General features: G+C 60.7%; 10 protein-coding genes. 8 read left to right on the forward strand and 2 right to left on the reverse strand.

The features are described 5' to 3' along the window. Positions 1-11: 11 nt before the first annotated feature. From murC to GRAN_RS18990, 5 genes are all read left to right on the forward strand, one after another. Complete coding sequence (gene murC, locus GRAN_RS18970; protein ID WP_128915101.1) at positions 12-1436, forward strand: UDP-N-acetylmuramate--L-alanine ligase; 1425 nt, start codon at positions 12-14, stop codon at positions 1434-1436. Between the two features lie 393 nt (positions 1437-1829). After that, on the forward strand, positions 1830-2762 hold the full coding sequence (locus tag GRAN_RS18975) for a VWA domain-containing protein (RefSeq protein ID WP_241655002.1): 933 nt from the start codon (positions 1830-1832) through the stop codon (positions 2760-2762). Positions 2763-2790: 28 nt separating this feature from the next. After that, positions 2791-3879, forward strand: a complete 1089-nt coding sequence (locus tag GRAN_RS18980) for a VWA domain-containing protein (RefSeq protein ID WP_128914613.1) — start codon at positions 2791-2793, stop codon at positions 3877-3879. A gap of 54 nt (positions 3880-3933) precedes the next feature. Beyond that, positions 3934-5019, forward strand: a complete 1086-nt coding sequence (locus tag GRAN_RS18985; protein ID WP_161571060.1) for an acyltransferase family protein — start codon at positions 3934-3936, stop codon at positions 5017-5019. A 58-nt stretch (positions 5020-5077) separates the two neighbouring features. Then, positions 5078-5455 carry a PilZ domain-containing protein gene (locus GRAN_RS18990; protein ID WP_128914615.1) on the forward strand — a complete coding sequence of 126 codons (378 nt, stop codon included), beginning with the start codon at positions 5078-5080 and terminating at the stop codon, positions 5453-5455. Here the strand turns inward: GRAN_RS18990 and GRAN_RS18995 are convergent. Next, positions 5405-8251 carry a PIG-L family deacetylase gene (locus GRAN_RS18995; RefSeq protein ID WP_128914616.1) on the reverse strand — a complete coding sequence of 949 codons (2847 nt, stop codon included), beginning with the start codon at positions 8249-8251 and terminating at the stop codon, positions 5405-5407. The two genes, GRAN_RS18990 and GRAN_RS18995, sit on opposite strands and share 51 nt — an antisense overlap. A 110-nt stretch (positions 8252-8361) precedes the next feature. On the opposite strand from GRAN_RS18995, the gene GRAN_RS19000 reads away from it, so the two are divergent. From GRAN_RS19000 to GRAN_RS19010, 3 genes are all read left to right on the forward strand, one after another. Beyond that, positions 8362-9024 carry a Bax inhibitor-1/YccA family protein gene (locus tag GRAN_RS19000; RefSeq protein ID WP_128914617.1) on the forward strand — a complete coding sequence of 221 codons (663 nt, stop codon included), beginning with the start codon at positions 8362-8364 and terminating at the stop codon, positions 9022-9024. Positions 9025-9492: 468 nt separating this feature from the next. Next, the gene (locus tag GRAN_RS19005; protein WP_128914618.1) at positions 9493-9837 is read left to right on the forward strand and encodes a c-type cytochrome; all 345 of its coding nucleotides are present in this window, start codon (positions 9493-9495) and stop codon (positions 9835-9837) included. Positions 9838-9977: 140 nt separating this feature from the next. Further along, a complete protein-coding gene (locus GRAN_RS19010) occupies positions 9978-11354 on the forward strand; it encodes an APC family permease (RefSeq protein ID WP_277751243.1) in 1377 nt (458 codons plus the stop codon). Between the two features lie 104 nt (positions 11355-11458). Here the strand turns inward: GRAN_RS19010 and GRAN_RS19015 are convergent, their stop codons facing one another. Continuing rightward, positions 11459-11713 (reverse strand): hypothetical protein, encoded by a 255-nt coding sequence (locus tag GRAN_RS19015; protein WP_241655004.1) that lies wholly within the window; start codon positions 11711-11713, stop codon positions 11459-11461. Positions 11714-11830: the final 117 nt, after the last annotated feature.

Here is an 11830-nt window from a genome sequence, read left to right on the forward strand (position 1 = left end):
ACCTTTTGACGATGTTTGTGCCTGGCCATTTTCTCTTTGCGTCGACGCAGCGGATTCACTTCATCGGAATCGGTGGGATTGGGATGAGCGGGATTGCGGAGATCCTGCTGACGATGGGTTACTCGGTCTCGGGTTCGGATCTGCGGCGGTCTGCGGCGACGGCCCGGCTCGAAGGGCTGGGTGCAACGGTGTTCGAAGGGCACCGGGCGGAGAATGCGTCGGCCAGCGACGTCGTGGTGACGAGTTCGGCGGTGGCCCGGGACAATCCCGAGATACTCGAGGCGAGGGCGCGGAAGATCCCCGTGATTCAACGGGCGGAGATGCTGGCCGAGTTGATGCGGCTGAAGTACGGGATCGCCGTGGCTGGCATGCACGGGAAGACGACGACGACTTCGATGATCGCTGCGGTGCTGGCGGGTGGGGGGCTCGACCCGACGGTAGTGGTTGGCGGCCGCGTGGATGCGCTTGGGTCGAACGCACGGCTTGGGAGCTCGCAGTATCTGGTGGCCGAGGCAGACGAGAGCGACCGGTCGTTTCTGAAGCTGCCACCTGTGCTTGCTGTAGTCACGAATCTTGATCGCGAGCACATGGACTGTTACCGGGACATGGATGACGTGGAGGCGGCGTTCCTCGAATTCATGGACAAGGTGCCGTTCTACGGAGCGATCACGGCCTGTGTTGATAACGTAATGCTTCGGGGTGTGCTTGGACGGGTGAGACGCCGTCTGCATACTTATGGCGAATCGACGGATGCGGATTTTCAGATCCGAATGCTGGAGAAGGTGCCGGGCTGCCACTCGCGGTTCGAGATCAACTACCACGGGCTCCTGATCGGACCGTTCGAACTCCATGTGCCGGGGAAGCACAACGTGCTGAATGCGGCGGCGGCGGTGGCAATCGGTGTGCAGTTGGGAATCAGTCCTGAGAAGGTGGCGGCTGGGCTAAGTACGTTCCGGGGTGTCGACCGGCGGTTCCAGGTGAAGGGGATTGCGGCCGGGGTTACGGTCGTGGACGACTACGGACACCATCCGACTGAGGTGATGGCTACGCTGCGGGCGGCGCGCGAGTGCGGCTACAGTAAGGTGCATGTGTTGTTTCAGCCGCACCGGTTTACGCGAACACGGGATCTCTGGGCGGAGTTCCTGGGAGCCTTCGAGGCGGCGGATACGGTCCAGATAGTCGACATCTACTCGGCCGGCGAGGCTCCCGTGGCGGGTGTGAGTGCCGAGGCGCTGGCGACAGAAGTTGCGCGGAGGAAGAGTGGCATCGAGTATGCCGGATCGATGAATGAGGCGGTGGCTCGGCTGGCGGAGAGAGCACAGGAAGGTTCGGTGATCGTCACGCTCGGCGCAGGTTCCGTGTCGCAGGCTGGTCCCATGTTGCTGGAAGCCTTGGGGGATCACACGGTGAAGCTTCCGGGCGGCTGGTCGCGGTGATCTCTGAGAGCAGACGCGACGCTTTGCCATCTGCAAACCGTTCTCAAGCGTATGACAGCTGAGGCTAGTTGCGTCGTAAGGATAGCTGCGGCTTTTGACCGAACGGATAGATGATGGTCACCATGCTGTCGTACAGATGTCATATGTTTGTCGCGTGGTGGCAACGGAAGGGCGCGGTGGTGTAGTCTCCGGGCAAAGCGGCGCATCGTACGTGGGAAGATGACTGGTAGACGCGTATCGAGTGTTGATGATCAGAGCAGACGCATCACAGGGACCTCTATGTGGGATGGCAGATGTAGATCGGGGTGGGGATGGCTGGGAGCGGTCGCGTTGGCGTGCGTGCTGGGGCTCCATTCGGGAACGATCTGGGCGCAGGAGAATCCTCTTGGACAGGTGAATTCGACCGTACCGGCGCCTCCGCCGAAAACGCCCGCGGAAGTGAACCCGACGGTGCTCGGTCCGGACGGCGGGAAGGCGACCTCAACGCGGACCGCGAGGTTGCGGGTCGACGCGAACCTCGTGCTGGTTCCTGTCACAGTGACAGATCCGCTCGGAAGGCTGGTGACGGGACTCGAGAAGGAGAACTTCCAAGTCTTCGACAACAGCATGGGCCAGGTGATCAAGAGCTTCTCGACCGATGACACACCCATCTCGATCGGGATCATCTTTGATCTGAGCGGGAGCATGCAGTCGAAGTTCATGCGAGCACGGAAGGCGCTGACGGAGTTCCTCAGGACGTCGAACCCTCAGGACGAGTTCTTTGTCGTCGGATTTAATGATCGACCGGCCGTCATCGTGGACTACACGTCGGATGTGGACGATGTCGAGGCGCGTATGGTCATGCTGAAGCCGGAGAACAGGACCGCGCTCATCGATGCCGTCTACCTCGGAGTACATAAGCTGGGTGAGGCAAAGCGCGACCGCAAGGCGCTTCTGATCATTTCAGACGGTGGAGACAATCGCAGCCGGTACACCGAAGGGGAGCTGCGGCGCGTGGTTCGTGAGAGCGACGTGCAGATCTATTCGATCGGCGTCTTCGATCAGTACGCGCCAACCCAGGAGGAGCAGATGGGGCCGATCCTCCTGACGGACGTCTGCGAAATGACCGGAGGGCGGCTTTTCAAGGTCGGCGACCTGGGAGACCTCGGGGATATTGCAACGCGCATCTCACAGGAATTGCGCAACGAATACGTGATCGGCTACAAGCCATCCGAGGTCAAGAAGGACGGAAACTGGCGTAAATTGAAGGTGAGGCTTGTTCCTCCGCCGGGGCTTCCGCCGCTTACGGTGCATCATCGTCAGGGGTACTATGCACCTTCGCAGTAGAGGAGTCGGGTTGCGCTTTTTGGGAAACATGAGACGAGCGTTGTTGTGTCTCCTCGTTCTGGGTGGAACGAGAGGGTGGGCCCAGCAGGGAACGCCGGAATCGCAGCCTTCCCTGACGGTGGATCGCGATGTCGCTCCGTCGCCCGATCCTGATCCGGTGGTCCCAAAAGAAGCTGCGGGAGCGCAGGGTGTCGGGCTTGGGCAGGTGCAGGGAAGCGGGGGTAAATACACGCTCCGGCAGGACGCCTACGAAGTCGCGCTGAACGCCACTGTGCTGGACCAGGGTGGCCGCTCTATCCAGACGCTGCAGAAGGACGATTTCAAAGTCTATGAGGATGGGGTGCAGCAGACCATCTCTGGCTTTCGCCATGAGGATCTTCCGGTGTCGCTCGGCCTCCTGATCGACAGTTCTGGGTCTATGTACGACAAGCGAGCGGCTGTCGACCAGGCTTCGCTCGACTTTGTGAAGCTGTCAAACCGAGAAGACGAGGCTTTCCTCGTGGATTTCTCCTGGGAGGCCTTCATTGACCAGGATTTCACGAACGATATCAGCAAGCTCCAGCAGGGATTGAGCTATGTGAAGTCGAGTGGCGGAACAGCGATCTATGACGCCCTTGTCGCGTCGGCGGATTATCTCTCCAAGAACGCGAAGCATCCAAAGCAGGTTCTTCTAGTTGTGACGGACGGCGAGGATAATGCCTCGTCGTCCACGCTCGAACAGACGATCCGGAGAATTCAGGATCTGGATGGTCCCGTCATCTATTGCGTGGGACTGCTCTTCGGGGCGGATGTGAACAAGGGTGAGGCTCGGCACGCGAGGCGCGTGCTGGAGTCCCTGGCGGAGCAGACGGGAGGCGCTGCTTACTTCCCGAAGTCCGTGAAAGAAGTTGATGCCATTGCAGCCGAGGTGGCGCAAGACATCCGGACCCAGTACTCGATCGCGTACCGATCAACGAAGTCTCCAACGCTCGGCGGTTACCGTCAGGTGCATGTAGAGGCGAAGGGTGGAGGTCTAGGGAAGCTTTCCGTCAGAACCAGAAGCGGGTACTTCCCGAAGACTGGGGCTACAACCTCAAAGGATGCGGGCTTTAAAGATCAGGGCAAGCGGCCTCAGTAGCCTGTCCGACGACTTGTTACGCGCCGTTATACTTTCAAGATGCAGGCAAAGGTCTTGAGTGGCCCACGGCGAGAGATTGAGCTCGACTTTCTACGTGGTATCGCCATCTTGGCCGTGCTCGACTTCCACTCACAGTACCCGATTCTTTCGTATCCATTCACCAAGCTGGGATTTACTCCACTGGGCTGGGTGGGCGTTGACGTGTTCTTCGTTCTGAGCGGCTTTCTTGTGGGCGGTTTGCTGGTCAAGGAGTTGAAGGTTCGAGGGCGTGTCGACAGCCGGCGTTTTCTGATTCGTCGCGGCTTCAAGATCTGGCCGCAGTATTACCTGTTCCTCTCGCTCGTCGTTCTGACCGGCCATCGCTCAATGAGCGTGATGTGGCCCAGCTTCTTGAATATCCAGAACTACTATGAAGGCGTTCCACATCTCTGGAGTCTTGCCATTGAGGAACACGCCTATCTTCTCCTTGTGCTCCTGCTGGCGATTGCCTGGCGCGTCAAGATGCGCATGCGATCCATGTTCGTCTCGCTTGGGTTGATGTGTTTCGCCATTGTAGTGATTCGGTGCCTCATGCTCGCCACTGCGAGGCCCTTTTTCACGCAGACGCACACTCGGGTCGAGGGCATTCTTTACGGGGTGATGATCGCCATTGTGTACCACTGGCGGCCGAAGACGTTCGAACGGATACAGGAATGGCGCGCGATATGGATCGGGATGCTCGTGCTCGCTATCGGGTTCTTCCGCCTGCAGCTTCACCAGGTGTGGTCGCTTTCAGTCGCGATCGATGTGGCGAATCTCATCGGAGTTTGCTTGCTGATGCTGATCTACCGCCATCGTGAGGGTGTGGCGCGATCGCTGCCCTATCGGTTGGTGGCATGGATTGGGCTGTACTCGTACGGAATCTATCTGTGGCACGTTGCGCCGTCTTCGCTGGTCATCCGCATCGCGAGTGGGCTGCCGGAGAGAGCGGGAACGATCTTTATCGCGATGGCTCAACCTCTGCTTGGGATCGCGCTCGGCGTGCTCATGACAAAACTTGTTGAGTTTCCGATGCTCAGGCTGCGGGATCGCTGGTTTCCCCGGAGGGTCGAGTCCGCGGTCGAAGATACCCCGGTTGAGGCTGCGGCGCTGGCCCGCTGAAGGTTGATCGGGACTCAAGAAGACTGTTAGGCCGCCGATATCGTTTGCAGGGTAAGGCATGCCTTTCAAGAGCGAACAGAGGCGGTATCCACGTTACGAATACTCGGCTGAGGTGAAGGTTGGTGGTCCTGGCTCCGGGAACGAACGTGTGATTGGGTCGATCGTGAACGTGAGTATGGGCGGATGCCTGATCCGTTTTTACGAGGCGACGATTTTCGAGGACGATATGGCGGTCGAAGCTTGCCTGAGAGGCTACCACGTTGTTTTTCGGGCGATGGGCGTCGTTCGCCGGCGATCCGAACGCGGTTACCTCATCGGGATTTCATTTACGCATTTGAGCGACCGTGGTCAGATCGATCTGAAAGAACTGATCCGTGTTCTTGCCTTACGGAGCAGGATTGATTGGCTCGATACCCGTCGCCGTATTTCGGGATAGGCTTAGCAGGTTCGCGAAGATCCGGTACGCTCCGGGGACGCCTTCGGGAAGTTGGCGATAGAGGGCGTATGCGACGTAGACATAGGCTCCCTTGCCGGTTCGGGCGTAGAGGAGTCCGCCCTTCTGTGGTTCCTGTTCGGGATCGTGGGTTTCGGTGAGCGCCTCGTAGTGCGGGTCGTACGTGGCGGCGAAGCCGTGTCCCCGTTCTTCGATCCAGCCATCGAAATCCTTACTGGTGATCTTGTTCGGCCAGTTGAACACCGGAGCATCGGGAGTCAGAAGGGTGACGGGATCATCCTCGACCACAACGTTCCGGTCCGAACTGCCGGGAACGGTGATCGCGAAGGGCGCCTCAGAGGTGCCATATCGGGAGGTGTTGTATTGGACGATCACGACTCCTCCTGCCTTCGCGTATGCAAGAAGTTGCGGGTTCATCGTTGCAAGGTCCGGGTGCGCGGCGTAGGCGCGGACGCCGAGGACGACGACGTCAAAGAAGCGCAGATGTTCCTGGTTGAGCTGGCTGGTGGTGATAAGGGTCGCGTGGATGCCAAGATCCTCGAGATTGTCGGGGATCTCATCGCCCGTACCTGCCAGATACGCGACGCGGAGATTGGCGGGAACCTTGACGTCAACGCCGCGAGTTGCGTAGGTCGCAGGATGGTAGAGGTTCGCAGGGCGCAGGGTGGGATAGCCCACGGAGCGGAAGCCTTCACGGTACTCGTGGCCGTTCGCGGTGGCTACGGCGGTTATGGTGTAGGGCGTCGTCGTCACGCGGTCGGGCGTGACGGTGAAGGTGATTCCGGTGGCTTCACCTTCGTGGTTCAGGGAGAAGGGAACGGAGGCAGGGGTTGAGGTCCAGCCCTTCGGGAGAGTCAGGGCGAGGGTGCCGTTGATCGAGTTCCGGGTGCTCGAGGTTAGGTGAGCCGTGAGGGGGAAGGACTTGTCGGTGAGCGGTGTGACGCCGGCTGATGGGCTGACCGAGACCGAGAGGGCTGGGACCAGCGTGAGGGGCTCGTAGACGACGCCTTGTCCAGGGGCGCGGTGAGCGGTCTGGACGACCTGTCCGAGGCGGATCGGCGTCCCGTCGTAGTCGACTGTGACCCACGCGGTGAGCGGGAAGGGTGCGAGGGAGGCGTTGCGGAGACCGGGATCGGCGACCTCGTAGTGGGAGGTGGCGGCGTTGGGCTGGAGGAACGGAGGGCGTGTTGGCTCGGTGTCAGAGGGGATCTTGAGGGTGAGATGGGAGTCGCGGGGTGTGTTCTGGGGGAGCGCAGCCGAGGCTGATTCGGATGGGCTTTCGGCAGGGAAGGTCGTGGTGAGACGGGCTTCCTTCTCGGTGAGGGGTGTGTTGCTGCCATTGACGAGGCGGATGTTGACGGTGACCGTATCGCCGGGAACGGCGGTTATGGCTGTGTCGGCTGAGTCCTGGAAGGCTGCGAAGGGGCCTGTGATCTCGACCGCGGGCGCAAGCTGGGCGCGGAGGCTCAGGCCAAGCGACTGGACGAGGGCGTTGTTGAACTGCGTCTGCTTGACGCGGAGTTCGTGGGTGACGTCGACCTTCTGGAGCTTCGGCAGGGAGCTGGACTCGACCTTGTCGATCAGGTTCGTGGTGGCAACGAGGCCTTCGCGCAGCGTCGGGGCGATCGCGGAGGGGTTCCGCGGGCGGAAGTCGGTTGCGGCTCGATCGGCGATGGCCTCGATGGCGGTGAGTGCCTGAGGGAGGAAGGTCGTCTCGCCCGGAGCGAGGGTGGCGATGCCCTTGATGGACGTGTCGATGCCGTCGTAGAAGGTGGATTCGGTGTCCGCTGCCGGGATGCGCGAGCCGTAACGGTGATAGGCGACGTCGAAGGTTCCAGCCTGCGGGATGCCCATTCCACCGTTCTGGGTCTTCTGCATGCCCAGACCGAGGCGGGCGAACTGGAGGTAGGTCATGCCGAGAAGCGGGCTGTAGTCGCCTTCATGGATGGTCACGTTCGTTGCCGGAGTCTCGGTCGACCAGGCTTTCGTGACGTAGTTGTAGAACTTCGCTGGCGTGTAGTGTCCTGTGGCGTAGTCGAAGAGGCCTTTGGGCGTGATGGCGAAGGTCGGGTTGCGGGCGTAGACCTTCAGAGGGCTCCATGGAGCTAAGCCCATCTCGGGGAAGACCTTAGGATCGCCTGCGGCGGTGAAGACTTCCTGGGTGATCTCGCCGGAGACCTGGTGCTGTCCGTGTCCGTCGGTGATTCCTCCGATGAAGACTGCCGCGAGGACGAGGGGGCGATAGAGACGGACGGCGCGGACGGCGTCGTAGAGGACGCGCTCGTGCGTCCACTGGGAGAAGGCTTCTTCCTTGGTCTTGGAGAAGCCGAAGTCGATCTCGGTTCCCCAGAACTGGTCGACTCCTTCGTAGCGGTCCGCAGCGAGAAGCTCCTGCGTGCGCTCCAGGCCGAGAGCGTCGTTGAAGTCTCCAGTCATGACGTTTTGTCCGCCTTCGCCGCGCGTGAGCGTGAGCATCGCGGTTCGGGCTCCGAGGCCTCGGGACTGCGTGGTGAGCATTCCGCCGTCTTCGTCGTCTGGATGCGCGACGATCATCATGATGCTTGCGCGGGTGCGGAGCTTGACGAGAGATTGCTGGAGGGCTGCGACGCCTTCGTTCGTGGGAATCTCGCGGACATATTCGGAGGGATGAACGTGCTCGCGGGCGAGATCGGCCTTGTCGAGAGGATTCTGGGCGAAGGCGCTTGTGGCGAGAAGAGCGGCGAGAGCCACGGTGCGGCGGAGGACGTTCACGGTTGCCGGAAGGTTCGAAGGCGCCATTTGACTAATTTCTCACGTTTCTTCCCGTGCTCTGGAGCGAGAATCGGTGGGACTAGAATTACGTCTAATAGATGTCGGCACCTCTTCGAGAGGTCCATTGGAGTATTGCGATGAATCAGTACGGTATGAATTCCTATCAGGGCGTCATCGACGTTCCCCGCGAAGAGACTGCTTCGCTGCTGTCGAAGGTGCTTGCGATCACCGCGTTCGGCTTTTTGATGACAGCGGCCGGGGTTGCGACGGCTCCGCCGTGGGGTATGTTCGTCGGGATGATCGCCGTGTTTGGGCTTGTGTTCGCGATCAACTTCGCGCGGAAGTCGAGTCCTGGGCTGGCGCTGGGCCTCTTTATTGCACTCAGCTACTTCATGGGCTGGGAGATCGCTCCGATTATCCATCGGTATGTCGCGACGATCGGGTCGCAGGTGGTGTTCCAGGCTGCGGCGACGACGGGCTTCGGCATGGCGGCGATGGGCTGCTTCGCGTACCTGTTCCAGATTAACTACCGGAAGGTTGCCGGTATCGGCTTCGCGGCTCTTCTTCTGCTGATGCTGGCGGGTATCGCTTCCATGTTCTTCCATTTCCTGACTCCAGACGCTTACTCGTGGATGACGCTTGGCGTGTTCACACTTCTGACCGTGGGCGACTTTGCTCGCATACGGGCGGGCGGCGATGGGCGTTCGGCGGTATCGCTTGCGCTCTCGATCTACCTGGACGCGATCAACATCTTTCTTGCGGTGCTGCAGTTGATGGGCGGGCGGCGAAGCCGGGATTAGGGGCACCCCCCTCCCATAGCCCTGGGCTAAGTTGTTTGTTTGCTTGAGCATACACGCGATGTATCGCTGTAAACTATTCTAAACAAAAAACTTGGCCGCAAATATTAGTAATAAAAGGGGTTAGACACAAAAGCCGAGGCTCAACGCCCCGGCTTTTTCCTTCTACGTTAATTGTAACAAGCCAGCCGAAACTAAAAGGACACCGAGTTTTCTCTTTATTATCAGTCGTTTACGAGAAATAGGGGCTTGACAGGATTTTTGAGACTCCTCAACATGCCGCCGCGGGGTGCGTCGGGCGATTTCGGCGGCTCGAAGGCGCGATAGCGCGGACGATGGAGACTGAGATGGAGTTTTTTTGATACGCTACTCGCGTGCCCCGTTCGGCGAAATTGACGCGGCGAATCGACCAAAACCTAACTATCCGGACTTCGGGGCTGAACATCGGCCTATCGAACGCCTCGGGAGGAAATGATGCGCAAGTACCTCGTGCCGGCCCTGCTCACCACTGCCCTGATGTTTTCCTCCCACGCTGTGCATGGCCAGGCCAAGAAGGAAGCCGCGCCACCGGCGGGTGACGCCAAGGTTGGAGAAGATCTGTTCCAGCAGAAGTGCTTTCAATGCCACTCGGTGGCCGAGGGCGAGGTGCGGTTTGGTCCGAGCCTGTATCACGTGACCAAGGGGCCGAAGCCGCGGAAGACGCCTGCCGGGATTCACGAGATCCTGACGAATGGCAAGGGCAAGATGCCGTCGTTCAAAGAGATCCTGACCGAGAAGGACATGGACGATCTGATTGCTTATGTGAAAAGCCTGTAAGGGTGAGACAGGCAACGACAGACGCAGATTCCCTTCGGGAATGACAACCAGAACAGCAGCAGCGACGGCGAATTCCTGACGTCGCTTAGACTCAGAGGATTGAGACCCATGACAACTCGGGGCTGACGCGGACGCTTGGGCTGCGTGGGGCCGTCACGCTGAACATGCTGGACATGATCGGCGTGGGGCCGTTTATTACGCTGCCGCTGATCCTGGCGGCGATGGGTGGGCCGCAGGCGATGCTGGGGTGGATCTGCGGGGCGGTGCTGGCGCTGTGCGACGGCATGGTTTGGGCGGAGCTTGGGGCCGCGATTCCGGCGGCGGGGGGGACGTACCGGTTTCTGCGGGTGATTTATCCGGGCCGGGTGGGGCGGTGGCTGTCGTTCCTGTTTCTTTTTCAGTTGATGGTTTCGGCTCCACTTTCGGTGGCCTCTGGGTCGATCGGGCTGGCGCAGTACGCGGCTTACCTGTTTCCGCAGCTGGGCGGGCATACGGCGGTGCATGGGTTTCACTTTGGGGCGTATGCGGGGTCGGTGGTGGTTGGGCCGGGGTCGCTGATTGCGATGCTCTCGGTCGTGGTGGCGGTGGCGCTGCTGTATCGAGGGCTGGACGCGATCGGGCGAATGTCGTCGGCCATGGGCGTGGTGGTGCTTGGGACAATTGCGTGGATTCTTGTTACCGGGCTGCTCAAGGGACACATCGGGCAGGCGTTCGCGTTTCCGGCGGGGGCGTTCCGGCTGGATCACGGGTTCTTCCTGGGCCTTGGGTCGGCGATGCTGGTGGCGACGTATGACTTCTGGGGGTACTACAACGTCACGTTCCTTGGGGGCGAGGTCAAGGATCCGGAGAGGACGATTCCCCGGGCGATTTTGATCTCGATTGTGGCGGTTGGGCTGATCTACCTGGGGATGCAGATGGCGGTGCTCGCTGTGTTGCCGTGGCAGCCTCTGCTGGGGGCGCAGGGCGTGGAGGCGCGGCGGGCGGTGGTGTCGGCGTTTATGGAGGCGGCGTATGGGCCTTCGGTAGGGCCTCTGCTGGGGAAGATTGCGGCCATTTTGGTCATGGTGACGGCGTTCGCCTCCATATTTTCGCTGCTACTTGGGTATTCGAGGATCCCGTTCGCGGCGGCTCGGGATGGGAACTTCTTTCATGTGTTCGGGCGGCTGCATCCTTCGCGGGGGTTTCCGTATGTGTCGCTGCTGGCGCTTGGGGGGATGGCGCTGGTGTTCTGCTGGTTCTCGCTTGGGGATGTGGTGGCGGCGCTGGTTGTGCTGCGGATCTGTTTGCAGTTCTTGCTGCAGCATGTGGGGGTGGTGATGCTGCGGAAGAGGCGGCCGGAGCTGCGGAGGCCGTTTCGGATGTGGGCGTATCCGTTGCCGGCGCTGGTGGGGGTGGTGGGGTTCTGTTACATCCTGTTCGAGCGGGCGCGGTTTGAGCGGGAGTTGGTGCTGGCTGGGGTTGTGGCTTGTCTTGGGACGGCGGCCTATTGGGTGCGGGGTAGGGTTTTGGCGCGGTGATGTTGCAGCGTTTGGGCGGTATGGGCTCCCACCTTAGGCGCGGTGGGGCTGCGCCGAAGGTGGGGCACCCGGCATCCTGGCGGGGAAAGGACGACGGGAGTGGGTTAGAGGTCCGCCGGGGGGAGTTCGAGCTTGTCGACTTTCAGGGTGCCGATGGAGAGCTTCTCGATGCGGGCTTCGAGGATGCGCATGCGGCCTATGGCCAAGGCTCCGATAGCCAAAGCGCCTATGGCGGCGGCCCCGAAGGCGACCGCGCCTATCGCCAATGCGCCCAGGGCGATCCGGCGAGAGGTTTCTGCGTCCGCGGTTGTCTGGGTGAGGATCTCGTCGTTTGAGGTGTGGCTGATCGCGTCCTTCATGCCTGTTTGGATGCTGTCGACAAGGCGAAGTGTTCGGGGTCATCCAGCAGGGGCAGGTATTCGTAACTTTAGAAGCGGATGCCGCGTCTCACTAAGGATGGCGTGGTCCGCCGGCTG

Origin of the sequence: Granulicella sibirica, from assembly GCF_004115155.1 — a bacterium.
In the GTDB taxonomy this organism is placed as follows: Bacteria; Acidobacteriota; Terriglobia; order Terriglobales; family Acidobacteriaceae; genus Edaphobacter; species Edaphobacter sibiricus.

Coding starts and splice junctions, on each gene's coding strand:
- GRAN_RS18990 (WP_128914615.1), top strand. CDS start 5,078: ATGCCTTTCAAGAGCGAACAGAGGCGGTATCCACGTTACGAATACTCG.
- GRAN_RS18995 (WP_128914616.1), bottom strand. CDS start 8,251: ATGGCGCCTTCGAACCTTCCGGCAACCGTGAACGTCCTCCGCCGCACC.
- murC (WP_128915101.1), top strand. CDS start 12: ATGTTTGTGCCTGGCCATTTTCTCTTTGCGTCGACGCAGCGGATTCAC.
- GRAN_RS19005 (WP_128914618.1), top strand. CDS start 9,493: ATGATGCGCAAGTACCTCGTGCCGGCCCTGCTCACCACTGCCCTGATG.
- GRAN_RS18980 (WP_128914613.1), top strand. CDS start 2,791: ATGAGACGAGCGTTGTTGTGTCTCCTCGTTCTGGGTGGAACGAGAGGG.
- GRAN_RS19000 (WP_128914617.1), top strand. CDS start 8,362: ATGAATCAGTACGGTATGAATTCCTATCAGGGCGTCATCGACGTTCCC.
- GRAN_RS19015 (WP_241655004.1), bottom strand. CDS start 11,713: ATGAAGGACGCGATCAGCCACACCTCAAACGACGAGATCCTCACCCAG.